Source organism: Enterobacter mori LMG 25706, assembly GCF_000211415.1.
GTDB classification, from domain to species: Bacteria; Pseudomonadota; Gammaproteobacteria; order Enterobacterales; family Enterobacteriaceae; genus Enterobacter; species Enterobacter mori.
In genome coordinates this window covers 461,868-488,298 of the sequence record NZ_GL890775.1, presented here as the reverse complement: position 1 = coordinate 488,298, position 26,431 = coordinate 461,868, and the positions used below count along the sequence as shown (strand labels likewise).

The 26,431-nt window shown below is 56.4% G+C and carries 23 protein-coding genes; 8 read left to right on the top strand and 15 right to left on the bottom strand.

Going from position 1 to position 26,431, the window contains the following annotated elements; all coding sequences use genetic code 11:
• Positions 1 to 55: 55 nt before the first annotated feature.
• The 8 genes from sucD to sdhC form a co-directional block, all read right to left on the bottom strand.
• Entirely contained in the window at positions 56 to 925 is an 870-nt protein-coding gene (gene sucD, locus ENTMO_RS0107360; protein WP_010428720.1) for a succinate--CoA ligase subunit alpha, read from the bottom strand.
• Positions 925 to 2,091, bottom strand: coding sequence for an ADP-forming succinate--CoA ligase subunit beta (gene sucC, locus ENTMO_RS0107355; RefSeq protein ID WP_010428717.1), 1,167 nt, complete (start codon positions 2,089 to 2,091; stop codon positions 925 to 927). The genes sucD and sucC overlap by 1 nt, the downstream gene beginning before the upstream one ends.
• Positions 2,092 to 2,208: 117 nt before the next feature.
• Positions 2,209 to 3,429 carry a 2-oxoglutarate dehydrogenase complex dihydrolipoyllysine-residue succinyltransferase gene (gene odhB / locus ENTMO_RS0107350; protein WP_010428714.1) on the bottom strand — a complete coding sequence of 407 codons (1,221 nt, stop codon included), beginning with the start codon at positions 3,427 to 3,429 and terminating at the stop codon, positions 2,209 to 2,211.
• A 14-nt stretch (positions 3,430 to 3,443) separates the two neighbouring features.
• Positions 3,444 to 6,251, bottom strand: a complete 2,808-nt coding sequence (gene sucA / locus ENTMO_RS0107345) for a 2-oxoglutarate dehydrogenase E1 component (protein ID WP_010428711.1) — start codon at positions 6,249 to 6,251, stop codon at positions 3,444 to 3,446.
• 223 nt (positions 6,252 to 6,474) lie between these two features.
• On the bottom strand, positions 6,475 to 7,191 hold the full coding sequence (sdhB, locus tag ENTMO_RS0107340; protein WP_010428707.1) for a succinate dehydrogenase iron-sulfur subunit SdhB: 717 nt from the start codon (positions 7,189 to 7,191) through the stop codon (positions 6,475 to 6,477).
• A gap of 15 nt (positions 7,192 to 7,206) precedes the next feature.
• A complete protein-coding gene (gene sdhA, locus ENTMO_RS0107335) occupies positions 7,207 to 8,973 on the bottom strand; it encodes a succinate dehydrogenase flavoprotein subunit (RefSeq protein WP_010428704.1) in 1,767 nt (588 codons plus the stop codon).
• Positions 8,973 to 9,320, bottom strand: a complete 348-nt coding sequence (gene sdhD / locus ENTMO_RS0107330; RefSeq protein WP_010428702.1) for a succinate dehydrogenase membrane anchor subunit — start codon at positions 9,318 to 9,320, stop codon at positions 8,973 to 8,975. The genes sdhA and sdhD overlap by 1 nt, the downstream gene beginning before the upstream one ends.
• Positions 9,314 to 9,718, bottom strand: a complete 405-nt coding sequence (gene sdhC / locus ENTMO_RS0107325; protein ID WP_020684965.1) for a succinate dehydrogenase cytochrome b556 subunit — start codon at positions 9,716 to 9,718, stop codon at positions 9,314 to 9,316. Before sdhC ends, sdhD begins: the two co-directional genes overlap by 7 nt.
• A 639-nt stretch (positions 9,719 to 10,357) precedes the next feature.
• On the opposite strand from sdhC, the gene ENTMO_RS0107320 reads away from it, so the two are divergent.
• Positions 10,358 to 11,641 (top strand): citrate synthase, encoded by a 1,284-nt coding sequence (locus ENTMO_RS0107320; protein ID WP_010428698.1) that lies wholly within the window; start codon positions 10,358 to 10,360, stop codon positions 11,639 to 11,641.
• Positions 11,642 to 11,740: 99 nt separating this feature from the next.
• Here the strand turns inward: ENTMO_RS0107320 and nei are convergent, their stop codons facing one another.
• The 7 genes from nei to ENTMO_RS0107280 all read right to left on the bottom strand — a co-directional run bounded on the left by nei (position 11,741) and on the right by ENTMO_RS0107280 (position 17,841).
• Positions 11,741 to 12,532, bottom strand: a complete 792-nt coding sequence (nei, locus tag ENTMO_RS0107315) for an endonuclease VIII (protein ID WP_010428696.1) — start codon at positions 12,530 to 12,532, stop codon at positions 11,741 to 11,743.
• 18 nt (positions 12,533 to 12,550) lie between these two features.
• A complete protein-coding gene (gene pxpA, locus ENTMO_RS0107310) occupies positions 12,551 to 13,291 on the bottom strand; it encodes a 5-oxoprolinase subunit PxpA (RefSeq protein ID WP_010428694.1) in 741 nt (246 codons plus the stop codon).
• A complete protein-coding gene (gene pxpC, locus ENTMO_RS0107305) occupies positions 13,278 to 14,210 on the bottom strand; it encodes a 5-oxoprolinase subunit PxpC (RefSeq protein ID WP_010428692.1) in 933 nt (310 codons plus the stop codon). The genes pxpA and pxpC overlap by 14 nt, the downstream gene beginning before the upstream one ends.
• Complete coding sequence (gene pxpB / locus ENTMO_RS0107300) at positions 14,204 to 14,860, bottom strand: 5-oxoprolinase subunit PxpB (RefSeq protein ID WP_010428688.1); 657 nt, start codon at positions 14,858 to 14,860, stop codon at positions 14,204 to 14,206. The genes pxpC and pxpB overlap by 7 nt, the downstream gene beginning before the upstream one ends.
• 14 nt (positions 14,861 to 14,874) lie before the next feature.
• Complete coding sequence (locus tag ENTMO_RS0107295; protein WP_010428682.1) at positions 14,875 to 15,618, bottom strand: type 2 GTP cyclohydrolase I; 744 nt, start codon at positions 15,616 to 15,618, stop codon at positions 14,875 to 14,877.
• A gap of 10 nt (positions 15,619 to 15,628) precedes the next feature.
• Complete coding sequence (phrB, locus tag ENTMO_RS0107290; RefSeq protein WP_010428679.1) at positions 15,629 to 17,041, bottom strand: deoxyribodipyrimidine photo-lyase; 1,413 nt, start codon at positions 17,039 to 17,041, stop codon at positions 15,629 to 15,631.
• A 593-nt stretch (positions 17,042 to 17,634) separates the two neighbouring features.
• A complete protein-coding gene (locus ENTMO_RS0107280) occupies positions 17,635 to 17,841 on the bottom strand; it encodes a YbfA family protein (RefSeq protein WP_003858637.1) in 207 nt (68 codons plus the stop codon).
• Between the two features lie 309 nt (positions 17,842 to 18,150).
• Between ENTMO_RS0107280 and kdpF the strand changes: the two genes are divergently transcribed.
• The 7 genes from kdpF (at position 18,151) to speFL (ending at position 26,320) form a co-directional block, all read left to right on the top strand.
• Positions 18,151 to 18,240: a K(+)-transporting ATPase subunit F gene (gene kdpF, locus ENTMO_RS25145; RefSeq protein ID WP_014069365.1), complete on the top strand. Its 90-nt coding sequence runs from the start codon at positions 18,151 to 18,153 to the stop codon at positions 18,238 to 18,240.
• Positions 18,240 to 19,919, top strand: coding sequence for a potassium-transporting ATPase subunit KdpA (kdpA, locus tag ENTMO_RS25870; RefSeq protein WP_010428673.1), 1,680 nt, complete (start codon positions 18,240 to 18,242; stop codon positions 19,917 to 19,919). Before kdpF ends, kdpA begins: the two co-directional genes overlap by 1 nt.
• 18 nt (positions 19,920 to 19,937) lie before the next feature.
• Positions 19,938 to 21,986 carry a potassium-transporting ATPase subunit KdpB gene (kdpB, locus tag ENTMO_RS25865; protein ID WP_010428671.1) on the top strand — a complete coding sequence of 683 codons (2,049 nt, stop codon included), beginning with the start codon at positions 19,938 to 19,940 and terminating at the stop codon, positions 21,984 to 21,986.
• 12 nt (positions 21,987 to 21,998) lie between these two features.
• Positions 21,999 to 22,574 (top strand): potassium-transporting ATPase subunit KdpC, encoded by a 576-nt coding sequence (gene kdpC / locus ENTMO_RS0107260; RefSeq protein WP_010428669.1) that lies wholly within the window; start codon positions 21,999 to 22,001, stop codon positions 22,572 to 22,574.
• Positions 22,575 to 25,262, top strand: coding sequence for a two-component system sensor histidine kinase KdpD (gene kdpD / locus ENTMO_RS0107255; RefSeq protein ID WP_010428668.1), 2,688 nt, complete (start codon positions 22,575 to 22,577; stop codon positions 25,260 to 25,262).
• On the top strand, positions 25,259 to 25,936 hold the full coding sequence (gene kdpE / locus ENTMO_RS0107250) for a two-component system response regulator KdpE (RefSeq protein ID WP_010428667.1): 678 nt from the start codon (positions 25,259 to 25,261) through the stop codon (positions 25,934 to 25,936). The genes kdpD and kdpE overlap by 4 nt, the downstream gene beginning before the upstream one ends.
• A 279-nt stretch (positions 25,937 to 26,215) precedes the next feature.
• A complete protein-coding gene (speFL, locus tag ENTMO_RS25725; RefSeq protein ID WP_003858645.1) occupies positions 26,216 to 26,320 on the top strand; it encodes a leader peptide SpeFL in 105 nt (34 codons plus the stop codon).
• Positions 26,321 to 26,431: the final 111 nt, after the last annotated feature.

The following is a 26,431-nucleotide window of genomic DNA, read 5'->3' as shown; positions in this document are numbered from 1 at the left end:
GTCGAAACGGACATTTTTTTATTTCAACGCGCCCCATTCAGGGCGCAGAGAGGATTTACTTAATGATGGATTTCAGTGCTTCGCCGATATCCGCCAGGCTGCGAACGGTCTTCACGCCTGCGGCTTCCAGCGCTGCGAATTTCTCATCAGCCGTACCTTTACCACCGGCGATGATTGCGCCTGCGTGACCCATACGCTTGCCTTTCGGAGCGGTCACACCCGCGATGTAACCCACAACAGGCTTGGTCACGTGCTCTTTGATGTACGCAGCCGCTTCTTCTTCAGCGCTACCGCCGATCTCACCGATCATCACGATCGCTTCGGTCTGCGGATCTTCCTGGAACAGCTTCAGGATGTCGATGAAGTTAGAACCCGGGATTGGGTCACCGCCGATGCCCACACAGGTGGACTGGCCGAAGCCGTAATCGGTAGTCTGCTTAACCGCTTCATAGGTCAGCGTACCGGAACGGGAAACGATGCCCACTTTGCCCGGCTTATGAATGTGACCCGGCATGATGCCGATTTTGCATTCGCCCGGGGTGGTCACGCCTGGGCAGTTCGGGCCGATCATGCGCACGCCCGCTTCATCCAGCTTCACCTTCACGGTCAGCATATCCAGCGTCGGGATACCTTCGGTGATGGTGATGATCAGTTTGATGCCTGCGTCGATCGCTTCCAGAATGGAGTCTTTGCAGAACGGCGCTGGAACGTAGATCACGGTCGCGGTTGCGCCCGTCGCTTCTACCGCTTCACGCACGGTGTTGAACACCGGCAGGCCCAGGTGCGTGGTGCCGCCTTTGCCTGGCGTTACGCCGCCAACCATCTGCGTACCGTAGGCAATCGCCTGTTCGGAGTGGAATGTCCCCTGGCTACCGGTGAAGCCCTGGCAGATAACCTTGGTATCTTTATTAATTAAAACTGACATTATTGCCCCTCCACTGCGGCAACAACCTGCTGAGCTGCATCCGTCAGACTTTTCGCTGCAATAATATTCAGGCCGCTGTCAGCCAGTTTTTTCGCGCCGAGTTCAGCGTTGTTACCTTCCAGACGCACAACAACCGGTACGTTAACACCCACTTCTTCTACCGCACCGATGATGCCGTCGGCAATCAGGTCGCAACGCACGATGCCGCCGAAGATGTTAACCAGAACCGCCTTCACGTTATCGTCAGAGAGGATGATTTTGAACGCTTCGGTTACGCGCTCTTTGGTTGCGCCACCGCCTACGTCGAGGAAGTTTGCTGGCTCACCGCCGTGCAGCTTAACGATGTCCATGGTGCCCATTGCCAGGCCCGCACCGTTAACCATGCAGCCGATGTTGCCATCCAGCGCGACGTAGTTCAGCTCCCACTGTGCAGCCTGTGCTTCACGCGGGTCTTCCTGAGACTGGTCGCGCATTTCACGCAGATCGGACTGGCGGAACAGCGCGTTGCCGTCAGCGCCCAGCTTGCCGTCGAGGCAGATCAGGTCGCCCTGGGTGGTTATCACCAGCGGGTTGATCTCGATCAGCGCCAGATCGCGCTCCAGGAAGATGTTCGCCAGACCCATGAAGATCTTGGTGAACTGCTGAACCAGCTTGCCTTCCAGGCCCAGTTTGAACGCCAGCTCGCGACCCTGGTAAGGCATTGGGCCCGCCAGCGGATCGATAGCCACTTTGTGGATCAGGTGCGGGGTTTCTTCCGCCACTTTTTCGATTTCCACGCCGCCTTCGGTAGACGCCATGAACACTACGCGACGGGAGCTACGGTCAACAACCGCGCCCAGGTACAGCTCTTTCGCGATGTCGGTCGCCGCTTCAACCAGGATCTGGTTAACCGGCTGGCCGTTTGCATCTGTCTGGTACGTCACCAGACGTTTGCCGAGCCAATGTTCAGCAAACGCACGAATTTCTTCTTTGCTCTTAACAACCTTCACACCGCCCGCTTTACCACGGCCACCAGCGTGAACCTGACACTTAACTACCCACGGGCCGGCACCGATTTTAGATGCGGCTTCTTCTGCTTCACGCGGGGTAGTACAGGCATAACCCACCGGAGCCGGTAAGCCATACCGGGCAAACAGCTGTTTGGCCTGATATTCATGTAAGTTCATGTGTTCTATCCATCCTTCAGGGTAATCGTTATCTTCAAACCTGTAGACCGGCGCGGTGTGTGTGCCGGATGGCGCTACGCTTATCCGGCCTACAGGGCAGGTGACGCTAAAACGTTACTAGACGTCCAGCAGCAGACGCGTTGGATCTTCCAGCAGCTCTTTAATCGCTACCAGGAAGCCCACGGACTCGCGGCCGTCGATCAGGCGGTGGTCGTAAGACAGTGCCAGGTACATCATCGGCAGAATCTCAACTTTACCGTCTACCGCCATAGGGCGATCTTTAATGGCATGCGTACCCAGGATCGCGCTCTGCGGCGGGTTAATGATCGGGGTAGACATCAGCGAGCCAAATACGCCGCCGTTGGTAATGGTGAAGTTACCGCCGGTCAGATCGTCTACGGTCAGCTTGCCGTCGCGGCCGTTCACAGCCAGCTCTTTGATGTTTTTCTCGATATCAGCCATGCCCAGGGTATCTACGTCACGCAGAACCGGGGTCACCAAGCCACGCGGGGTAGAAACCGCCATGCTGACGTCGAAGTAGTTGTGGTAAACCACGTCATCGCCGTCGATAGAGGCGTTCACTTCCGGGTAGCGTTTCAGCGCTTCAACCACCGCCTTCACGTAGAAGGACATAAAGCCCAGACGGATACCGTGACGTTTTTCAAACGCGTCGCCGTACTGCTTACGCAGGTCCATGATTGGCTTCATGTTTACTTCGTTGAAGGTAGTCAGCATCGCGGTGGAGTTTTTTGCTTCCAGCAGACGCTCGGCCACACGCTTACGCAGGCGAGTCATCGGCACGCGTTTTTCGCTGCGTGCGCCCAGAGCAGGCTGCGCTGCCGGTGCTGCCGCAGGGGCTTTGGCTTCTGCTTTCGCAGGCGCTTTCGCCAGGTGCTTTTCGATATCTTCGCGCGTCAGACGTCCACCCACACCGGTGCCTTTAATGGCTGCCGCGTCCAGGTTGTGCTCAGCCAGCAGACGACGGATCGCCGGGCTCAGTGCGTCGTTGGTTTGCTCTTCCAGAGACGCCTGCTGGCGCTGCGCTGGGGTAGAGGCTTTCTCATCAGACTTGGCGCTGGACTCTTTGCCCGCGCTGTTGCCTTCACGCAGGCGACCCAGGATCTGACGAGAGGTGACGGTGGTACCTTCATCTTCCAGCACCGCGTCCAGAACGCCATCCGCCGAAGCCGGTACTTCCAGTACCACTTTGTCAGTTTCGATTTCTACCAGCACTTCATCGCGCTTAACGGCATCGCCCGGTTTTTTGTGCCAGGTGGCGACGGTCGCATCTGCTACGGATTCAGGCAGGTCGGGAACAAGAATATCTACGCTACTCATTATGTATCCTTTAATTAATCGACGTTCAGCGCGTCATTGACCAGATCTTGTTGCTGCTTCTGGTGAACGGACATATACCCTACCGCCGGAGAGGCGGAGGCCGGGCGACCTGCATAACGCAGAGCAGACCCAAATGGAATCACTTCACGGAAATGATGCTGGCTGCAGTACCATGCGCCCTGGTTAAGCGGCTCTTCCTGGCACCAGACAAAATCATGTACGTGAGCGTACTGTTTCAGCACGTCCTGCATCGCCTGATGCGGGAACGGATAAAGCTGCTCGATACGCACGATGGCGACATCTTTCTGATCGTTCTTGCGGCGCTGTTCCAGCAGGTCGTAATAAACCTTACCAGAACACATCACGACACGCTTCACGCCCTTCGGATCCAGTTCGTCAATCTCGCCGATGGCTGGCAGGAAGGTGCCGTTGGCCAGTTCATCCAGGCTTGAAACAGCCAGCGGATGACGCAGCAGAGATTTTGGTGACATCACCACCAGCGGACGGCGCATACCGCGCAGCGCCTGACGACGCAGCATGTGGTACACCTGAGCCGGGGTAGACGGCACGCAAACCTGCATGTTCTGCTCGGCACAGAGCTGCAGATAACGTTCCAGACGCGCGGAAGAGTGCTCCGGACCCTGTCCTTCATAACCGTGCGGCAGCAGCATCACCAGACCACACATGCGGCCCCACTTCTGCTCGCCGGAGGAGATGAACTGGTCGATAACCACCTGCGCACCGTTGGCAAAGTCACCGAACTGCGCTTCCCAGATGGTCAGGGTGCGGGGTTCTGCGGTGGCGTAGCCGTATTCGAAGGCCAGTACCGCTTCTTCAGACAGCACGGAGTCCCAGACCTTGAACTGGCCCTGACCGTTGTGCACGTGCTGCAGCGGGGTGTAGGTTGAACCGTTGGACTGGTTGTGAACCACCGCGTGACGGTGGAAGAAGGTACCACGGCCCGCATCTTCACCGGACAGACGAACAGGAATACCTTCGTCAACCAGGGTCGCATAGGCCAGGGTTTCTGCACCGCCCCAGTCGAACAGCTTCTCGCCTGCCGCCATGGCCTGACGGTCACCGTAGATTTTCGCTACGCGAGACTGCATTTCGATAGCGTCCGGTACGGTGCTGATGCGTTTAGCCAGCTCCTGCAGGCGCTTCATCTCGACCTTGTTCGGGTAGCTCTCATCCCACTCGTGGTTGAGGTACGGCGACCAGGTAAAGGAGTGCATGTTCATTGGGCGCAGCTCTTTCACTACGCATTCACCCGCATCCAGCGCGTCGCGGTAAAGATTGACCAGCTCGGTCGCATCTTCCAGCGTCGCCACTTTGTCCGCTTCCAGCTTGTCAGCATAGATTTTGCGCGGGGTCGGGTGTTTTTTGATTTTCTGGTACATCAACGGCTGGGTTGCACTTGGCTCGTCAGCTTCGTTGTGGCCGTGACGGCGGTAGCAGAACAGGTCGATCAGCACGTCGCGTTTAAAGGTGTTACGGAAGTCGAGCGCCAGACGGGTGACGAAAGCGACCGCTTCCGGGTCATCCGCATTCACGTGGAAGATTGGCGCCTGCACCATCTTACCGATGTCGGTGCAGTATGGGGTAGAACGCGCGTCCAGCGGGTTAGAGGTTGTGAAGCCCACCTGGTTGTTGATCACGATGCGAACGGTACCGCCCACTTCGTAACCACGCGCTTTCGACATGTTCAGGGTTTCCTGAACCACGCCCTGACCGGTAATCGCCGCATCACCGTGAATGGTGATTGGCAGAACTTTGTTGCTGCTCGGCTCGTCCAGACGATCCGGACGCGCACGCACGGAACCGATCACCACCGGGCTAACGATCTCAAGGTGCGACGGGTTAAACGCCAGCGCCAGGTGTACCAGACCGCCTTCGGTTTCGATATCAGACGAGAAGCCCATGTGGTACTTCACGTCGCCGGTGCCGAGGTGTTCTTTGTGTTTGCCCGCGAATTCGTCGAACAGGTCCTGCGGCTTTTTACCCAGCACGTTGACCAGCACGTTCAGACGACCGCGGTGCGCCATGCCCAGTACCACTTCACGGGTACCGCTGTTGCCCGCGTGGCGAATCAGCTCTTTCAGCAGTGGCACTAACGCGTCACCACCTTCCAGCGAGAAGCGTTTTGCACCCGGGAATTTCGCGCCCAGATAGCGCTCAAGGCCTTCTGCTGCAGTCAGTTCGCTGAGGAAACGTTTTTTCTCGTCAGCGGAGAATGTCGCGTGGCCCGCCACGGATTCGATACGCTGCTGGATCCAGCGTTTCTCTTCTGTAGAGGTGATGTGCATGTATTCCGCGCCGATGGAGCCGCAGTAGGTTTGCTTGAGCGCGTTAATCAGTTCGCCCAGCTTCATCGTGTCTTTGCCGATGGCAAAGGAACCTACGTTAAAGCTTTCCTGGAAATCGGCCTCGGTCAGATCGTGATACGCCGGATCGAGATCGGCCACACGTTCCTGCTGCCACAGTCCCAGCGGATCGAGATTCGCATGCTGGTGACCGCGGAAGCGATAAGCGTTGATGAGCTGCAGGACTTTAACCTGCTTCGCATTGGTGTCAGGGTCGGAAATCGCAGAAGAGTAACGTGAGGCATCCTTCGCCAGACGGCGGAAATAATCACGTGTTTTGGAGTGGAATTGATCCGGTTTGACTCCCGTGCCAGGCAACTCCTGGAACATGGAACGCCAGTTTGCGTCCACTGAGTCAGGATCGGTTAAGAAGTCTTCATAGAGCTGTTCAATCCAGCTCTGGTTCGCACCAGAAAGGAAAGAAGAGTCCAGCCAGGCTTTCATTGCGCCGTTCTGCATCGTGATCCCTTAAGCATTTTTATGCTTACTTTCGCCGTAGAAACTACCACGCACACCACGTGTACGTGCCGGGGTTCACCTGCGAGCTCTTTTCATTTGGCCCGCGAAGGAACCTTTAGAAACTGTCTAAACTTCAGGGCAGTTTTTAAAGGTTTCTGCAATCTATCCCCTCTCCCTTTGGGAGAGGGTTAGGGTGAGGGGAACAGCGCTCCCCTCTCACTACTTACGCACTGCGCTGCAGCAGCATCGACTTAATATGGCCGATGGCGCGCGTCGGGTTCAGCCCCTTAGGACACACACTGACGCAGTTCATGATGCTATGGCAGCGGAATACGCTGAAAGCGTCACTCAGTCCTTCCAGACGGTTATCGGTTTCGGTGTCGCGGCTATCGATCAGGAAGCGATAGGCAGCCAGCAGACCGGCCGGGCCGATAAACTTGTCCGGGTTCCACCAGAACGACGGGCAGGACGTAGAACAACATGCGCAGAGAATACACTCGTACAACCCATCGAGTTTTTCACGCTGCTCAGGAGACTGCAGGTGCTCACGAGCGGGTGGATTTTGCCCATTATTCAATAAGTAAGGCTTAATCTTCTCATATTGTGCATAGAATTGCCCCATGTCTACCACCAAATCACGCACGACCGGCAGGCCTGGCAGAGGACGGATAACAATTTTCTGACCAGGACGCTGCAACGCTGAAATTGGCGTGATGCAGGCCAGACCATTTTTGCCGTTCATGTTCACGCCGTCAGAGCCACAGACCCCTTCACGGCAGGAGCGGCGGAACGACAGCGTTGGATCTTTTTCTTTCAGCTGCATTAAGGCATCCAGCAGCATCATGTCGCGACCTTCTTCCGCTTCCAGGGTGTAATCCTGCATACGCGGAGCGTCGTCTACATCCGGGTTATAACGATAAACTGAGAATTCGAGTTTCATTATCCTGTCTCCGCATTAGTAAGTACGAATCTTCGGCGGGAACGCCGGACGCAGTTTCGGTTCCATGTTGACGCTACGACGCGTCATGGATTCCGACTCTGGCAGATACAGGGAATGGCACAGCCAGTTTTCGTCATCACGATCCGGGAAGTCGAAGCGGCTATGCGCGCCACGGCTTTCGGTACGGAAGTTTGCCGACACCGCAGTGGCGTAAGCGGTTTCCATCAGGTTATCCAGCTCCAGGCACTCTACGCGCTGGGTGTTGAACTCGCTTGAGGTATCGTCCAGACGGGCATTTTTCAGACGCTCGCGGATCGCTTTCAGCTGTTCAAGGCCTTTGGCCATCGCGTCACCTTCGCGGAATACCGAGAAGTTATGCTGCATGCATTCCTGCAGCGCTTTACGGATTTCCACCGGATCTTCGCCGTTACGGTTACCGTTCCAGCGGTTGAGGCGCGCAAGAGAGGCATCAATTTCGTCATCGGTTGCATCACGCAGTGCGCCCTGCTCGGCAATGGATTCCTGCAGATGCAGACCCACTGCACGACCAAACACCACCAGGTCCAGCAGGGAGTTGCCGCCCAGACGGTTTGCGCCGTGTACGGATACGCAGGCAATTTCGCCTACCGCGAACAGGCCAGGAATAACCACGTCTTCGCCCTGCTCGTTCACGGTCAGCGCCTGACCGGTCACTTTGGTCGGAATACCGCCCATCATGTAGTGGCAGGTTGGGATAACCGGAATCGGCTCTTTCACCGGGTCGACGTGTGCGAAGGTGCGGGACAGCTCCAGGATACCCGGCAGACGGGATTCCAGAACCTCTTTACCCAGGTGGTCGAGTTTCAGCTTCGCGTGTGGACCCCATGGGCCGTCACAGCCGCGGCCTTCACGGATTTCGATCATGATGGAACGCGCCACCACGTCACGACCCGCCAGGTCTTTCGCATTCGGGGCATAACGCTCCATGAAACGCTCGCCGTGCTTGTTCAACAGGTAACCGCCTTCACCGCGGCAGCCTTCTGTTACCAGAACACCTGCACCGGCGATACCGGTTGGGTGGAACTGCCACATTTCCATATCCTGCACCGGCACGCCCGCGCGGATAGCCATACCGACACCGTCACCGGTGTTAATGTGGGCGTTGGTGGTGGACTGATAAATACGGCCTGCGCCGCCGGTCGCCAGCACGGTAGCGCGGGCTTTGAAGTAAACCACTTCACCGGTTTCGATGCACAGTGCGGTACAACCGACGATTGCGCCATCGGCGTTTTTCACCAGATCCAGCGCATACCACTCGGAGAAGATAGTGGTGTGGTTTTTGAGGTTTTGCTGATAGAGCGTGTGCGGCAGTGCGTGACCGGTACGGTCAGCCGCTGCCGCAGTACGTGCCGCCTGCTCGCCGCCGAAATCTTTCGACTGGCCGCCAAACGGACGTTGATAGATGGTGCCATTTTCCAGACGGGAGAACGGCAGACCCATGTGGTCCAGCTCCAGAATCGCTTCCGGGCCGGTTTTACACATATATTCGATGGCGTCCTGGTCACCGATGTAATCGGAACCTTTTACCGTGTCGTACATGTGCCATTCCCAGTTATCTTCATGGGTATTACCCAGCGCAACGGTGATACCGCCCTGAGCAGACACGGTGTGCGAACGGGTTGGGAACACTTTAGAGAGCAGCGCACAGGTTTGGCCGCTCTGGGAAATTTGCAGTGCGGCACGCATACCTGCGCCACCCGCACCAATCACTACAGCATCAAATTCTCTGACTGGCAGTTTCATTACACACCCCACACCACAACGAATCCATAAATAACGTAAACCACCAGGGCAACAACAATAACCAGCTGCAGAGGAAGGCGAATCGCCAGTGGTTTAACGTAATCGGTCAACACCTGCCACATGCCAATCCAGGCATGAATAAGGATGGAGAACAGCGCCAGCAGGGTGAACACTTTGGTGAAGGCAGATCCGAAGAACCCGCTCCAGATTTCCCACGTCAGCGTGCCGCTGGTCGCGAAGAAACCGATCATATAGATGATGTAAAGGGTGAGAACGATGGCGGTAGCACGGACCAGGATGAAGTCATGTACGCCGTTGCGTCCTAATGCGGAGGCGTTGCTTACCATACGAGAACTCCTGCGAGAAGTGAAAGCACGACAGTGATCACAAATGAAATGTTAGCGGAGCGTTTCCCGGCTTCGAATGTCTCTTCCAGGTAGCCGAAGTCCATCAGCATATGGCGAACACCCACCACAACGTGGTACGCCAGCGCGGTCAGAATGCCCCACATGATGAATTTCACGAAGAAGCTGTTCATGATGGCAGAGGCCTGGAGGAATCCTTCAGGAGAAGAGAGGCTGGTGCCCAGCAACCACAGCAGAATACCGACCGCCACAAACGTAATCACACCGGATACACGGTGCAGAATGGACGCTATTGCTGTTACAGGGAACCGGATCGTTTTGAGATCCAGATTGACAGGTCTTTGTTTTTTCACATTTCTTATCATGAATAACGCCCACATGCTGTTCTTATTGTTTCCTTCCTCCGGACTGCGATGCGGGTCAAGCAGCGTTCCTTTTCTATAACTGCGCGTCATGCAAAACATTGCTTCCAAATGCTAAAACGACACGTTACAACGCTGGGTGGCTCGGGATTGCAGGGTGTTCCGGAGACCTGGCGGCAGTATAGGCCGTTCACAAAATCATTACAATTAACCTACATACAGTTTGTCGGGTTTTCTCTGGAACAGTGATCAGGGTCACGATAACAACATCTTTTTAATTTTTAATCATCTGATTTGACAAATGTTAAACAATATTGTTACAAACGTCAGCAGAAAAGGCATATAATGCGCAAAAGTTATGAGGTCTCACTTTCACCTGACAAATAGTTATGTAACAGTGTGATGGTATTGACCGAAGTTATCAGGACAGTTATTAGTGATATACAGGTTTGAATAATTCGGACTGCAAAAACGCTGATTTGCTGTTGTTTCACTGATATTTCATTCGTTTACCTGCAAGGCGCCATAGCTCTGTACCCTGGTTTGTCCTCGTGAGCTGAGCGGTAAGCCAAATAACAATCTGGTAACGGTGATTAACAGCTGAAAGCAAATCCGGTAAAGCGCAGTCTTAAGCATAAGGCGCTAAGGAGACCGTAAATGGCTGATACAAAGGCAAAGCTCACCCTGGGTGGTGACACTGCTATTGAACTGGATGTGCTAAAAGGCACGCTCGGTCAGGATGTTATTGATATCCGTACGCTGGGTTCCAAAGGAGTTTTCACCTTTGACCCTGGATTTACCTCTACCGCATCTTGCGAATCCAAAATCACCTACATTGACGGTGACGAAGGTATCCTGCTCCATCGCGGCTTCCCCATCGATCAGTTAGCCACCGAATCCAACTATCTGGAAGTGTGCTACATCCTGCTGAACGGCGAAAAACCGACGCAGGCGCAGTACGATGAATTCAAAACCACCGTGACCCGTCACACCATGATCCATGAGCAGATTACCCGTCTGTTCCATGCGTTCCGTCGTGACTCTCACCCGATGGCGGTGATGTGCGGGATTACCGGTGCGCTGGCGGCGTTCTACCACGACTCCCTTGACGTGAATAACCCGCGTCACCGTGATATCGCGGCGTTCCGCCTGCTGTCCAAAATGCCTACCATGGCGGCGATGTGCTACAAATACTCCATCGGCCAACCGTTTGTGTATCCACGTAACGACCTCTCCTACGCGGGTAACTTCCTGCGCATGATGTTCTCCACGCCGTGCGAAGAGTACGAAGTGAACCCGGTACTGGAACGCGCGATGGACCGTATTTTGATCCTGCACGCTGACCACGAACAAAACGCTTCGACCTCCACCGTCCGTACCGCAGGCTCTTCAGGCGCGAACCCGTTCGCCTGTATCGCTGCGGGCATCGCCTCCCTGTGGGGACCGGCGCACGGCGGCGCGAACGAAGCGGCACTGAAGATGCTGGAAGAGATCAGCACCGTTGAGCACATTCCTGAGTTCGTGCGTCGCGCGAAAGACAAGAATGACTCCTTCCGCCTGATGGGCTTCGGTCACCGTGTTTACAAAAATTACGACCCACGCGCGACCGTCATGCGTGAGACCTGCCATGAAGTGCTGAAAGAGCTGGGTACCAAAGATGACCTGCTGGAAGTGGCGATGGAGCTGGAACACATCGCGCTGAACGACCCGTACTTCATCGAGAAGAAACTCTACCCGAACGTCGATTTCTACTCTGGCATCATCCTGAAAGCGATGGGCATTCCGTCTTCCATGTTCACCGTGATCTTCGCCATGGCCCGTACCGTAGGCTGGATTGCGCACTGGAACGAAATGCACAGCGAAGGCATGAAAATCGCCCGTCCTCGTCAGCTGTATACCGGCTACGAGCAGCGTGATTTTAAGTCTGATATTAAGCGCTAAAAGACGTTGGGTGCGGCCTGATGCCCTCACCCCGGCCCTCTCCCTGTGGGAGAGGGTGAAAACACTAAAAACGGTAACCTAAGGGTTACCGTTTTACTTTTACATCTGGCACCCGGGACACCAGTAAAACGGTCGTGAAGAGAGCGTGGTTCTCTCAATAATGCCACCACACCTTTCGCACTTTTTCCCCGCCCGATGAAACACCTTGAACCGGAACAGCGCCCCGTGATGTGTGTTCTCATCCACCACGCCGCGCGTGTTGTACGACAGCCGCGGAATATCCAGCAGCGCGTGGGATAACGCCTCCAGCTGTTCATCATTCAGCTGAGACGCTTTATGCTGCGCCGCCAGCCCCACTTCCCACAGAATTTCCACCCGCAGATAGTTACCTAACCCTGCCAGGAACGCCTGATCGAGCAATAACCCGGAGAATTGCCGGTTGCGGAATTTGGGGGATAACAAGCGGGCTTTAACATCGTTTGCCGTCAGGCGCATGTCCAGCACGTCCGGCCCAACCCGCTGCAGAAACGGGTGAGTGAGCAGTTGCTCCGGCGTTAACATTTCGATATCCGACGCGCTGTAAAGCAGGATTGCTTTATCCGCCGTTTGCAGCCTGACGCGCAGTACGCGGGTGGTTTGCGGCTGCTCGTCCGCCTCCACCACTCGCCAGACGCCGTACAGCTGGTTATGGCTATATAACGTCAGGTTATGGGAAAAGTGCGTAAGTAAGGCCTTGCCGCGCGTTTCAATATGGGTCACCGTCTGCCCCACCAGCTGTGATTCAAACGGTTTTAGCTGAGGAAAAGCAAACCACACATTCGTCAACGGTTTGCCCTTTATCGCCGCCTCCAGGCTATCCGCCGCGCGGCGGATCTCCGGACCTTCTGGCATGTTATTGTCCTTTCCTGATTATTCTGCGCTGACCAGAATGCCCTCTTCAGAGAACGCCGCCCGTAAGCGGCGCGCGAACTGAAGCGCATGCTCGCCGTCGCCGTGTAAACACACCGTATCGGCCTGAACGTTTGCCAGTGTTCCGTCCACGGCGGTCACCCGCCCGGCACACACCATCTCCAGCGTCTGCGCCAGCGCTTTACCTTCATCGGTTATCAGCGCCCCGGCCTGCGTGCGCGGGACCAGACTGCCATCGGGCTGATAGCCGCGGTCGGCAAAGACTTCCTGACGCGTAGTCAGCCCCAGCCGCTTCCCGGCGCGAATCAGCTCGCTACCAGCCAAACCTACAAGGATAAGCTGCGGATTACTGTCCCGCACCGCGCGGGCAATAGCGTCCGCCAGCGCCGGGGCTTTCGCCGCCTGGTTGTAGAGCATGCCGTGCGGCTTCACGTGGCGCATAACACCGTTCTCAGCGCGCACCATCGCCTCCAGCGCACCAATCTGGTAGAGCACCTGAGCGTAGACCGTCTCCGGCGGCAGATCCATCGCCGTGCGGCCAAAGTTCTCCCGATCCGGGAAGCTCGGATGAGCGCCAATCGCGACGCCGTTTTTGATGGCATTACGCACGCTCTCCAGCATGGTTTGCGCATCGCCCGCGTGAAAGCCACAGGCGATATTGACCGAGGAGACCAGCATCATCAGTTGAGCATCTGCGCTTCCGCCCTCGCCCAGATCGGCATTTAAATCAATCTTTACCATCAAGCCTCCACGCCAGCTGTTCGAGATAACGCTGCTGATCCTGCCGCGCCTTAAGCGCCTCCTCCAGTGAACACTGCACAAAGTGAATCGGCTGCCCGAGAGGAATTTGCGCCAGATGATAGCGATCGGCTTCAATGATGCAGGCAATTCGCGGGTATCCGCCCGTGGTTTGCGCATCGTTCATCAACACAATAGGCTGACCGTTGCCCGGCACCTGAATGACCCCCGGCAATAACCCATGGGAGAGCAGTTCCCGGTCCGTCGTGCGGGTCAGCGGCTGGCCCTGCAGGCGGTAGCCCATACGGTTGCTCTGCGGGCTGAGCTTCCACGGCGAGCGCCAGAAGTACTCTTTGGAAGCCTCGTCAAACTCGTGATATTCCGGCCCCGGTAAGGCGCGGATCTGGTTTCCCCACAGCAGCTGCTTTACGCCCTGCGTGGTGGCGAAATGGCGCGCGGAGGGCTTGATTACCAGCCGGTCGCCGTCGCGCAGCAGACGCCCTTCATGCCCGCCGATGCCCGCCTTCTGATCGGTACTGGATGAGCCCAGCACCTCCGGCACGTCAATGCCGCCAGCCACCGCGAGATAGCTACGCACACCGTGTAGCGGACGCTTGAGCGTCAGACGCTGTCCGGCTTTCGCCCGCAGCCGCCAGCCGGTCCACACCGCTTTACCATCCAGCGTGGCCTCACAGCCTGCGCCGGTTAAGGCAAACCAGGTCTCCTGACCAAACTCAATCACACACTGGCCGAGCGTAATTTCGAGCGCGGCCGTACTGCCGGGGTTGCCCACCAGCACGTTAGCAATCTCCAGCGCAGGCCTGTCCAGCGCACCACAATAGCTCACGCCGGACTGACGCATGCCAAATCGGCCTGCATCCTGCACAGAGGTGTAAAGCCCTGCGCGAATAAGCGTTAACATACCCCCTCCTTTTGCGGGATAAAGCGAAGGGTATCGCCGGGACGCAGGAGTATTGGCGTCTCCCGTCCGGGTTCAAATAACGGCGTAGCCGTGTGCCCAATAAGCTGCCAGCCGCCGGGCGATGCCAGCGGATAAACGCCAGTTTGCTCGCCGCCGATAGCCACCGTCCCCGCCGGTACGCTCAGACGCGGTTCGGCACGACGCGGCGTATGCAGTTGGGGAGGCAATCCGCCCAGATACGGGAAGCCGGGCTGAAACCCCAAGAACCAGACCACGTAGTTAACTGAACTGTGCAACTCAACCACCTGCTTTTCTGTTAACCCGCAGTGCGCTGCCACAACGCCAAGATCCGGCCCCCCCGTGCCGCCATAGACGACCGGGATCTCAATGGCACGTGATTCCGGCTCCAGCGCTTCGCTCTCTTCCCACCAGCGCTGCAGGCGTTCGATGGCATCCAGGGCTTTCGTGTGCGGGTTGCGCAGCACGACGGTGATATTGTTCATGCCCGGAATGGTTTCAACCACTTCAGGTATATCGGCCAGACGCTGCGTCAGCCGCCAGATACGCTTTTGCGTGGCAAGCGTGACCGGGGGTTCAAGCTCCAGTACGACGGCGGTTTCACCCAAAAGATAACAACGCGCTCTCTGCACTCGGGCACCTCTCATCAGGCCGGATTGGGAATATCAATAAAGGTCACATCCAGATCGGTATTTTCCGTCAGCCACTCGCTGAGGGCGCGAATGCCGCCTCGTTCCGTTGCATGGTGACCTGCCGCGTAAAAATGGAGCCCTTGCTCGCGGGCGGAGTGAACCGTCTGCTCAGACACTTCCCCCGTGATGAAGGCATCAACGCCGAAACGCGCGGCGCTATCGATAAAGCCCTGCCCGCCCCCGGTGCACCAGGCCACACGCTTCACGGTATCGGGTCCCGTGTCGCCACACCACAGCGGACGACGTCCGAGGCGCGCTTCGATCCACGACGCCAGCTCCAGACCCGGAACCGGCATCGCCAGTTCGCCCCACGGCACCAGCGGTTCGATTTCCCCCATCACGGTAATACCCAGCAATTGCGCTAACTGCACGTTGTTACCCAGTTCCGGGTGCGCATCCAGCGGCAGGTGATAACCGTACAGGTTGATGTCATTTGCCAGCAATGTTTTCAGGCGGTTGCGCTTCATGCCGCGAATAATAGGGGATTCGTTCTTCCAGAAATAACCGTGGTGAACGATGACCGCATCGGCTTCCTGACGCACGGCTTCATCCAGCAGCGCCTGGCTTGCCGTCACGCCGGTGATAATTTTCTGCACCGTTTCACGCCCTTCCACCTGCAGGCCGTTCGGGCCGTAGTCGCTGAAGGAGGTGCTGTTCAGTTTTTCGTTAATCAGGCTTTCCAGTTCGCTGTTTTTCATCATCACTCTCTCATACTTTGCGCGCGGCTTCGTACGCCGCCAGCGTGGCGACGCGTGCCTGTTTGTGGTCGACAACCGGACGGGGATAATCGAGCTTTACGCCCTGTTTATCCGCCCATGTCCATGGGTCGTGGATCGCTTTCGCGGGGACAACGTTAAGTTCAGGTACCCACTGGCGGATAAACTCGCCGTCCGCATCAAATTTTTGTCCCTGCGTCGTCGGATTAAAAATCCGAAAATAGGGAGCCGCATCGGTGCCGGTGGAGGCCGCCCACTGCCAGCCACCGTTATTCGCTGCGAGATCGCCATCGATCAGCTGAGAAATAAAATAGCGCTCTCCGATACGCCAGTCGATAAGCAGATCTTTCACCAGAAAGCTGGCGGTAATCATCCGCAGGCGGTTGTGCATCCATCCGGTTTCATTGAGCTGACGCATGGCGGCATCGACAATGGGGAAACCGGTCTGTCCGGATTGCCAGGCTCTGAGCTGCTTATCATTCGACTGCCACCTTACATTATCAGTCCATTGAATGAATGGGCGATGTTTACATAAATCAGGGTGATACGTCATCAGGTGGCGATAGAACTCGCGCCAGATAAGTTCATTGAGCCAGACAGCCCCTGCGCCTCCGTCCAGCGCCTGCGGCTGTTCTGCCAGCAGCCGATGCAAACACTGGCGGGGAGAGATCGCACCCAGCGCGAGACAGGCCGACAGACGGCTGGTGCCTTCAACGGCGGGGAAATCCCGACGCGCTTCGTAATCAGCCGCATTCTGTTTACAGAACTGCCGGAGTTGGGCAATAGCCGCTTTCTCATCGGCGGGAAACAGCGTTTCATCAAACGCCTGCTGAGGGTAATCAAACGTCAGCTCTGGCAAATCCGTCACGGGCTCGCCCCGCGCGGCAGGCGCGGCAACGCACTCCGGCAGCGCCTCCTTCAGGCGTTTGATAAAGGCGTTTTTAAACGGCGTAAAAACTTTATACATCTCGTGGTTGCCGGTCATCACGCTGCCCGGTGCCAGCATCACGCTGTCGTCAAACCCTTCACAGACGACCCCTTCCAGCACGTTCTCCAGCTGACGATCCCGCTGCTGCTCGTTGAATTCATACTGGTAGTTATAAAAAAGATGCCTGACGTCATGCTGCTCACAGATCTCCTGCAGCGTCTGGAGCTGCGCGGCAAAATCACTCACCTCTTTATAGAGAAGCGGTATGCCTTTTCCGGCAAGCGAGTGCTGCAGATCGTTCAGATACGCCCGGAGCAAGGCCGCCTGTCGGGGGGCCATATCGTGCTGCCGCCACTGCTCGGGCGTAGCCATAAACAGTGCCAGTACGTTAGCGTCTTTGGCGCGGCAGGCTGCCGCAAGGGCGATATTGTCATGTACGCGCAGGTCCGCGCGAAACCAAACCAGATGGGTGGGCATAAAACTCCAGGCAATTGTCCATTATGTCCGTAAGGGCATGCCGTAAAAGGAAAAAGCATGCATTGAACTACTTTGCCATGAAGTGTAGACGGGATGAAATAAAAAAGGCGGGGCGGCCTTAACGCTACTTGTCCTGCGCTATCGTGGTAAATGCAACAAACACGGTCGGTTCATCACTTTTCACAACGAGTACGCTGGCGACAATGAACGCAATGCAAAAATAGCGTTTCATTATGCGGTCCCTGCAGCTAACCGCTCCACCGTTCACCACCGGTGATAAGTCGGTGGACACAAGCCCGGGTAGGCGGGCTGCTTTACGGCTGTGAATACAACTTTCCCAGGACCGATGCCCATTTGCGAGATGGCGGAAAGGGACGCAGCATCATAATTAACATCCGCTGCAAAGGTAAGATACTCAAATAAAATTAGGATTTTATAAAGGCTTCGAGGGATTGCCATCTGCTTGCAGGAGGGTATGATAAAAATCCCGGGTAGGGGCTGCAAGACCACCCAACGGACCGCGAATCCCGAGGGACAAAAAAACCGCCACATTGATGTAGGCGGTTTTTTTATTGCTGTGTGTAGACTTCGTATCAGTAGAAATCGCAGGTCGCTTTCTCGGCCTGATCCATCCACACCGGCTTCTCGCTGGTTTTCGCCCAGACGCGGTGCAGGTAGCTATAAAAACGTGCACGATCTTTCCAGAACAGCATTACCGGCAGTGCCAGCACGCCAGCCACTACGGCGAAAGTGCGACGCATGAAAATGATATGAGCCGGAAACTCTTTATAAAGATCCATATTTTTCTCCCCTATAGTTGGCCGGAAACGTCATCCGGAAAATTCAAAATCTGTGACCTGGCTAAAATAATATCGCTTTGTTTGTAATTTTACTACTCATCCGACCACTTATTTTTATCCATTTAGTGAATATTTACATTCACGCCGTAATTAAGTTACAAAAAAGTTAACGATTTACTTATCAATAGTTAAATTGTGGGTATCTCCATTTTTATACTTTTTTTACACCCTCCCGCCTGATTTTTGCGAAATCTTTGCGCCGTAAATCCTACCTTTAGCACAAATACAAATGTCACCCGGAGGTGGATTGTGAGTGCAGGTTTGATTGCCGGCATTGTGCTGGTGTTCCTGTTATTGGGTTATCTGGTCTACGCCCTGATTAATGCGGAGGCATTCTGATGGCTGCTCAGGCGTTTTTGCTTATCGCCAGCTTTTTACTGGTGTTGTTCGTACTGGCCAGGCCATTGGGAACAGGACTGGCACGGCTGATCAACAACGTAGCCTTACCGGGCACGGGAAGCATTGAAAAAGGGATCTGGCGGGTACTGGGAATAGACGATCGGGAGATGAACTGGCGTCAGTATCTGATGGCCATTTTGCTGGTAAATATCGTCGGGCGGGTTGTTCTCTTCGCCATGCTGATGCTGCAGGGGAGCCTGCCGCTTAATCCGCAGCAGCTGCCGGGCCTGTCCTGGCATCTGGCGCTGAACACAGCAGTGAGCTTTGTGACCAACACGAACTGGCAATCTTATGCCGGTGAAACCACGCTCAGCTATTTCAGTCAGATGGCTGGCTTAACCGTGCAAAACTTCCTCTCTGCGGCAAGCGGGATAGCGGTGATCTTCGCCCTGACGCGTGCATTTGCCCGTCAGAACATTGGCACGTTGGGCAATGCCTGGGTCGATCTGACGCGCATAACCCTGTGGGTGCTGGTGCCTGTGGCACTGTTGATTGCGCTGTTCTTTATCCAGCAAGGATCCCTGCAAAACGTGCTGCCTTATGCCCCATATACCTCACTGGAAGGCGCAAAAGAACTCCTGCCTATGGGGCCAGTGGCCTCGCAGGAAGCGATTAAAATGCTTGGCACTAACGGCGGCGGGTTCTTCGATGCCAACTCATCGCATCCCTTTGAAAACCCAACGGCGCTGACCAACATGGTGCAAATGCTGGCGATCTTCCTGATCCCCGCCGCGCTGTGTTTTGCCTTTGGCGATGTGGTTAACGATCGCCGTCAGGGGCGCACCCTGCTGTGGGCAATGTCGCTAATCTTCGTGGTTTGCGTGGCGCTGGTGATGTGGGCCGAATGGAACGGTAACAGCCACTTCATGCAGTTGGGTGCCAACAGCAACATCAATATGGAAGGCAAAGAGAGCCGCTTTGGCATTCTCGCCAGCAGCCTGTATGCGGTGGTCACCACGGCGGCGTCGTGCGGGGCGGTTAACGCCATGCACGACTCCTTTACCGCACTCGGCGGCATGATCCCAATGTGGCTAATGCAAATTGGCGAAGTGGTCTTTGGCGGGGTCGGCTCCGGGCTGTACGGCATGCTGCTGTTCGTTCTGCTCGCCGTATTCATCGCCGGTTTGATGATTGGCCGTACTCCGGAATATCTGGGAAAAAAAATCGACGTCCGCGAGATGAAATTAACCGCCCTGGCGATTCTGGTCACCCCTGCCCTCGTTCTGATCGGCACCGCGCTGGCGCTGATGACCGACGCCGGACGCAGCGGCATCTTTAACCCAGGCATTCACGGTTTTAGCGAAGTGCTTTATGCCGTCTCGTCTGCCGCCAACAACAACGGCAGCGCCTTTGCAGGCTTAAGCGCTAACTCACCGTTCTGGAACTGTCTGCTGGCGTTTTGCATGTTCGTGGGGCGTTTCGGCGTGATTGTGCCAGTGATGGCGATCGCGGGAGCGCTGGTGAGCAAAAAAATCCAACCGACCACCACCGGTACGTTACCGACACACGGCGCGCTGTTTATCGGCCTGCTGATTGGCACCGTACTGCTGGTCGGTGCCCTGACCTTTATCCCCGCCCTCGCGTTAGGCCCGGTCGCGGAAACCCTCTCTTTACGCTGATTTTGCGGAGAATTTGTCATGAGTCGTAAACAACTGGCCCTGCTCGAACCGACGTTAGTTCGTCAGGCCCTCATGGATGCGGTGAAAAAACTGAGCCCACGCGTGCAGTGGCACAACCCGGTGATGTTTATCGTCTGGATAGGGAGTTTACTCACCACCGCGCTGGCAGTTGCGATGGGTACGGGGCATCTTCCGGGTAATGCACTCTTTACCGGTGCCATCAGCCTGTGGCTGTGGTTTACCGTGCTGTTTGCCAACTTCGCAGAGGCGCTGGCGGAAGGGCGCAGTAAAGCACAGGCTAACAGCCTGAAAGGGGTCAAAAAAACCGCCTTCGCGCGCAAATTACGTGAACCCAAACACGGCGCACAGATGGACCACGTTCCGGCAGATGAACTGCGTAAAGGCGACGTGGTGCTGGTCGAGGCCGGTGACATCATCCCGTGCGACGGGGAAGTCATTGAAGGCGGCGCATCGGTTGACGAAAGCGCCATCACCGGGGAATCCGCGCCGGTTATTCGTGAGTCTGGCGGTGACTTCGCATCAGTCACGGGCGGGACGCGCATTCTCTCCGACTGGCTGGTGATCCAGTGCAGCGTTAACCCGGGCGAAACATTCCTTGACCGGATGATCGCCATGGTGGAGGGCGCGCAGCGTCGCAAAACGCCGAACGAGATTGCCCTGACCATTCTGCTGGTCGCCCTGACTATCGTTTTCCTGCTGGCAACCGCGACGCTGTGGCCGTTCTCCGCCTATGGCGGCACGGCGGTCAGCATCACCGTACTGGTGGCGCTGCTGGTATGCCTGATCCCAACCACCATTGGCGGATTGCTGTCCGCTATCGGTGTCGCCGGGATGAGCCGTATGCTGGGCGCGAACGTCATCGCCACCAGCGGACGCGCCGTTGAAGCCGCCGGTGACGTCGACGTACTGCTGCTGGATAAAACCGGGACCATCACCCTCGGCAACCGCCAGGCCTCTGATTTCTTGCCCGCACCGGGCGTGGATGAAAAAACGCTCGCGGATGCCGCGCAGCTCTCCTCTCTGGCCGATGAAACGCCGGAAGGTCGCAGCATCGTGATTCTGGCTAAGCAGCGTTTCAACCTGCGCCAGCGTGACGTGCAAAGCCTGCATGCCACTTTCGTCCCCTTCACCGCGCAGACCCGCATGAGTGGGATTAATATTCAGGACCGAATGATACGTAAAGGCTCCGTTGACGCCATTCGTCGCCATATCGAAGCCAACAACGGTCACTTCCCGCCTGAAGTAGACAAACTGGTCGAAAGTGTCGCCCGACAGGGAGCCACGCCGCTGGTGGTGGCGGAAGGCTCGAACGTGCTGGGCGTGATTGCCCTGAAGGATATCGTTAAGGGCGGCATCAAGGAGCGTTTTGCACAGCTGCGCAAAATGGGCATCAAAACGGTGATGATCACCGGGGATAACCGCCTGACCGCTGCCGCCATTGCCGCCGAAGCGGGCGTGGATGATTTTCTTTCTGAAGCGACGCCGGAAGCGAAGCTGGCGCTGATCCGCCAGTATCAGGCTGAGGGCCGTCTGGTCGCGATGACCGGGGACGGCACCAACGATGCCCCTGCCCTGGCGCAGGCCGACGTGGCGGTGGCAATGAATTCCGGCACGCAGGCGGCAAAAGAGGCGGGCAACATGGTTGACCTCGACTCTAACCCGACCAAGCTGATTGAGGTAGTGCACATCGGGAAACAGATGCTGATGACGCGGGGTTCACTGACCACGTTCAGCATCGCCAACGACGTGGCGAAGTATTTCGCCATCATTCCGGCGGCGTTTGCGGCAACCTATCCACAGTTGAATGCGCTGAACGTGATGCACCTGCACTCCCCGGCATCGGCCATTCTCAGTGCAGTTATCTTTAACGCCCTGATCATTGTCTTTCTTATTCCGCTGGCGTTGAAAGGGGTGAGCTATAAACCGCTGACGGCCGCCGCCATGCTGCGCCGCAACCTGTGGATTTACGGTCTGGGCGGGCTGGTTGTGCCCTTTATTGGTATTAAGGTTATCGACGTGCTCCTGACGCTGTTCGGGCTGGTCTAAAAGGTGAATCAAATGACGATGTTACGTCCCGCTATACTGTTATTTATTCTGCTGTCTCTTATTACCGGCGGGCTTTACCCGCTGGCGACCACCGCGCTGGGTCAGTGGTGGTTTGCCGAGCAGGCTAACGGCTCACAGATTATCCAGAACGGAGAATCCCGCGGTTCACGGCTGATTGGTCAGAACTTTACGGACGCGCGCTACTTCCAGGGCCGCCCTTCCGCCACCGCGGAAAGCCCGTATAATCCGATGGCATCCGGCGGCAGCAACCTGGCGGGCAGCAACCCGGAGCTGGATAAAGCCGTTGCAGAACGCGTTGCCGCCCTGCGCGCCGCCAACCCGCAGGCTAGCCGTGACGTTCCCGTAGAGCTGGTCACCACCTCAGCCAGCGGGCTGGACTACAGCCTGACGCCACAGGCGGGGGCATGGCAAATTCCGCGCGTCGCTGCGGCCCGTCAGTTGACCATTGAGCAGGTGAGCCAGCTGGTCGCTGAGCATACGCAAAAGCCGCTGGTCAGCTTCATCGGCATGCCGGTAGTGAATATTGTTGAGCTGAATCTGGCGCTGGACGCGCTAAGGAAAAACTAAATGACCGACGAGCCCATGCGCCCGGATCCGGACAGGCTGCTAGAACAGACGGCTGAAGCCCATCGCGGCAAATTGAAAATTTTCTTTGGCGCCTGCGCAGGCGTCGGGAAAACCTTCGCCATGCTGACGGAAGCCCAGCGGCTTCGGGCGCAGGGGCTCGATATTCTCATCGGCGTGGTGGAAACTCATGGCCGTAAAGAGACCGCGGCGCTGTTGAAAGGACTTGCCACACAGCCGCCACGACGTATAAGCCATCGTGGACGGCTGGTCACGGAGTTCGATCTCGATGCCGCCCTCGCCCGCCGTCCTGCACTTATCCTGATGGACGAACTGGCACACAGCAATGCGCCAGGCTCGCGTCATCCGAAACGCTGGCAGGACGTGGAAGAGTTGCTGGAAGCCGGCATCGACGTGTTCACCACCGTTAACGTCCAGCATCTGGAGAGCCTGAACGACGTGGTGAGCGGCGTTACCGGCATTCAGGTGCGAGAGACAGTGCCCGATCCCTTCTTTGACTCCGCCGATGAGGTGGTGCTGGTCGATCTGCCGCCGGACGACCTGCGCCAGCGCCTGCACGAGGGCAAAGTCTACATTGCCGGTCAGGCCGAACGCGCCATCGAACATTTCTTCCGCAAAGGCAACCTGATTGCCCTGCGCGAGCTGGCCCTGCGCCGTACCGCCGACCGCGTTGACGACCAGATGCGCGCCTGGCGCGACCTGCAGGGGCAAGAACGCGTCTGGCACACCCGCGGCGCCATTCTGCTGTGCATCGGGCACGGTAGCGGCAATGAGAAACTGATCCGCACCGCCGCGCGCCTTGCAGCGAAATTTGGCAGCGTCTGGCATGCGGTGTATGTCGAAACGCCGCAGCTGCATGCTCTGCCGGAACATCAGCGTCGCGCCATCCTCAGCTCGCTGCGGCTGGCGCAGGAGCTGGGTGCCGAAACCGCCACCCTTTCCGATCCTCAGGAAGATAAAGCCATCCTGCGCTACGCGCGCGAGCATAACCTGGGAAAAATTGTCATTGGTCGTCGCCAACACCGCCGCTGGTTCAGCCGTGAATCCTTCGCCGATAAGCTGGCCCGCCGCGCGCCGGACCTGGATCTGGTGATCGTGGCGCTGGATGACAAGCCCACGCCCCTGCCCAACCGTGCGCCGGATGCCCGCGCCTTTGGTGATAAATGGCGGATCCAGATCCGCGGCTGCCTTGTCGCCGTCGTGCTCTGCGCCCTGATTACCGTGATTGCCAGCCAGTGGCTGATCGCCTTTGACGCCGCCAACCTGGTGATGATTTACCTGCTCGGCGTGGTGGTGGTGGCGCTCTTCTACGGACGCTGGCCGTCCGTACTGGCGACGGTCATCAACGTTGTCAGCTTCGATCTTTTCTTCATTGCCCCGCGCGGAACGCTTGCCGTGTCCGACGTGCAGTACATTCTCACCTTTGGCGTGATGCTCACCGTCGGGCTGGTTATTGGTAACCTGACGGCGGGCGTTCGCTATCAGGCGCGTATTGCACGCTATCGCGAGCAGCGTACGCGCCATCTCTATGAGATGTCCAAATCGCTGGCAGTCGGCCGCACGCCGCTGGATATTGTCCAGACCAGCGAGCAATTTATTCGCTCTACGTTTAACGCCAGTAATCTTATCTTGCTCCCGGACGAGCATGGCAACCTTCGTCCGCTCACCTCCGCCTCCGGCATGACGCCCTGGGATGAAGCCATCGCGCGCTGGAGTTTTGATAAAGGGCTGCCCGCAGGCGCAGGAACGGACACTTTGCCAGGCGTGCCTTATCAGATCCTGCCGCTACGCAGTGCGGATAAAAATCAGGGGCTGGTTATCGTTGAGCCAACCAACCTGCGCCAGCTGATGATCCCCGAACAGCAACGTTTACTGGAAACCTTCACCCTGCTTGTCGCCAGCGCGCTCGAACGGCTGGCACTCACCGCCAGCGAAGAGCAGGCGCGGCTGGCAAGCGAGCGCGAAAGCATCCGAAATTCATTACTGGCGGCGCTCTCTCACGATCTACGCACTCCACTCACCGTTCTGTTTGGTCAGTCGGAGATCCTGACGCTGGACCTGGCTGCAGAAGGTTCAAAACATGCGATGCAGGCCAGCGAAATCCGTCAGCATGTGCTGAATACGACGCGGCTGGTGAATAACCTGCTGGATATGGCGCGCATCCAGTCTGGCGGGTTTAACCTCAAAAAAGAGTGGCTCACGCTGGAAGAGGTCGTCGGGAGCTCGCTGAAAATGCTGGAGCCCGGCCTGGGCGGTCGCCATATCGCATTGAACATGCCTGAACCCCTGACGCTAATTCACGTTGATGGCCCCCTGTTCGAGCGTGTGTTGATTAACCTGCTCGAAAATGCCGCTAAATATGCGGGGGCGAAAGCACAGATTGGCATTAATGCCACGGTGAACGCACAAACGCTGCAGCTGGAAGTCTGGGATACCGGGCCGGGTATTCCGGTCGGGCAGGAAAAGGCCATTTTCGAAAAATTTTCGCGCGGTAATAAGGAATCTGCGATCCCCGGCGTTGGGCTGGGTCTCGCTATTTGCGAAGCGATTATTGACGTGCATGGCGGCACCATTTCGGCAGAGCACCGTCCGGAAGGCGGCGCACATTTTTGTGTTACACTTCCACTTGATACCCCACCAGAACTTGATGAATTACCAGAGGATTTGTGATTAACGTCCTGATTGTTGAAGATGAGCTCGCCATAAGCCGTTTTCTGCGCACCGCGCTGGAAGCCGACGGCCTGCGCGTTCATGAAGCCGGTACGCTTCAACGGGGGTTAATTGAGGCCGCGACGCGCAAGCCGGACCTGGCGATCCTCGATTTGGGGCTACCGGACGGGGATGGCATCGATTTTATCCGTGAGGTTCGTCAGTGGAGCCAAATGCCGATTCTGGTTCTTTCTGCGCGAACGGAAGAAGCGGATAAAATCGCCGCGCTGGATGCAGGTGCAGACGACTATCTTGTCAAGCCCTTTGGCATTGGTGAGCTGCAGGCCCGGCTTCGCGTCGCATTGCGTCGTCATAGTGCAACGACGCCTTCCGACCCGGTGTATACCTTCGGCGACATTCAGGTCGATCTTGCCGCTCGGCGCATCACCCGGGCTGAAGAAGAGATCCACCTCACGCCTATCGAGTTCCGTCTGCTTGCCGTTTTGCTTAACAATCATGGCAAGGTGCTGACTCAGCGCCAGCTGTTAAGCCAGGTCTGGGGACCCAATGCCGTCGAGCATAGTCACTATTTACGCATTTATATGGGACACCTTCGTCAAAAACTTGAAGTTGACCCCGCGCGTCCTCGCCATTTATTAACTGAAACCGGTATCGGTTATCGGTTTATGATTTGAATAATTATTCAAATTAATTTCAAATAAAGAAATCAACCCACCCAAAATAGACACAAAAATAATCCAGGCGTTATTTTATGGGTTATTTTCGCGCAATGAAAACACCAAACAAACACAACATTAACACATCATCAACAAAACAGCATTTTGATCTGCGTTATTCATCAAAAACGACTAATTATTTGTGAAATGATCAGTTAACGGTGATCTCCTTCACAGTTAATCGCCATTTCCTGGATAAAATGGCCATGCTTTCAATTACTGAAAGGAAAATGAAACATGGAAAACAACAATCGTTTAATGCCCCATATAAGGCGGACAACACATATCATGATGTTTGCCCACCGAAACTGCTTTGACTTTCATCTCTTTAATGCCCGGTAGTCCTTCGACTTCTGGCGCACTCGCTTACAGGTCATCCTGAAACACCTTATTTTACAGGCTATTGCCTGTAATCTCGTGCGCTCACTCATCTTGATTCAGACTCATCCGCAC

Coding starts and splice junctions, on each gene's coding strand:
- speFL (WP_003858645.1), top strand. CDS start 26,216: ATGGAAAACAACAATCGTTTAATGCCCCATATAAGGCGGACAACACAT.
- sucA (WP_010428711.1), bottom strand. CDS start 6,251: ATGCAGAACGGCGCAATGAAAGCCTGGCTGGACTCTTCTTTCCTTTCT.
- kdpB (WP_010428671.1), top strand. CDS start 19,938: ATGAGTCGTAAACAACTGGCCCTGCTCGAACCGACGTTAGTTCGTCAG.
- sdhB (WP_010428707.1), bottom strand. CDS start 7,191: ATGAAACTCGAATTCTCAGTTTATCGTTATAACCCGGATGTAGACGAC.
- nei (WP_010428696.1), bottom strand. CDS start 12,532: ATGCCAGAAGGTCCGGAGATCCGCCGCGCGGCGGATAGCCTGGAGGCG.
- odhB (WP_010428714.1), bottom strand. CDS start 3,429: ATGAGTAGCGTAGATATTCTTGTTCCCGACCTGCCTGAATCCGTAGCA.
- pxpA (WP_010428694.1), bottom strand. CDS start 13,291: ATGGTAAAGATTGATTTAAATGCCGATCTGGGCGAGGGCGGAAGCGCA.
- sucD (WP_010428720.1), bottom strand. CDS start 925: ATGTCAGTTTTAATTAATAAAGATACCAAGGTTATCTGCCAGGGCTTC.
- pxpC (WP_010428692.1), bottom strand. CDS start 14,210: ATGTTAACGCTTATTCGCGCAGGGCTTTACACCTCTGTGCAGGATGCA.
- kdpC (WP_010428669.1), top strand. CDS start 21,999: ATGACGATGTTACGTCCCGCTATACTGTTATTTATTCTGCTGTCTCTT.
- sucC (WP_010428717.1), bottom strand. CDS start 2,091: ATGAACTTACATGAATATCAGGCCAAACAGCTGTTTGCCCGGTATGGC.
- ENTMO_RS0107295 (WP_010428682.1), bottom strand. CDS start 15,618: ATGAAAAACAGCGAACTGGAAAGCCTGATTAACGAAAAACTGAACAGC.
- sdhA (WP_010428704.1), bottom strand. CDS start 8,973: ATGAAACTGCCAGTCAGAGAATTTGATGCTGTAGTGATTGGTGCGGGT.
- phrB (WP_010428679.1), bottom strand. CDS start 17,041: ATGCCCACCCATCTGGTTTGGTTTCGCGCGGACCTGCGCGTACATGAC.
- kdpD (WP_010428668.1), top strand. CDS start 22,575: ATGACCGACGAGCCCATGCGCCCGGATCCGGACAGGCTGCTAGAACAG.
- sdhC (WP_020684965.1), bottom strand. CDS start 9,718: ATGTGGGCGTTATTCATGATAAGAAATGTGAAAAAACAAAGACCTGTC.
- ENTMO_RS0107280 (WP_003858637.1), bottom strand. CDS start 17,841: ATGGATCTTTATAAAGAGTTTCCGGCTCATATCATTTTCATGCGTCGC.
- ENTMO_RS0107320 (WP_010428698.1), top strand. CDS start 10,358: ATGGCTGATACAAAGGCAAAGCTCACCCTGGGTGGTGACACTGCTATT.
- kdpA (WP_010428673.1), top strand. CDS start 18,240: ATGGCTGCTCAGGCGTTTTTGCTTATCGCCAGCTTTTTACTGGTGTTG.
- sdhD (WP_010428702.1), bottom strand. CDS start 9,320: ATGGTAAGCAACGCCTCCGCATTAGGACGCAACGGCGTACATGACTTC.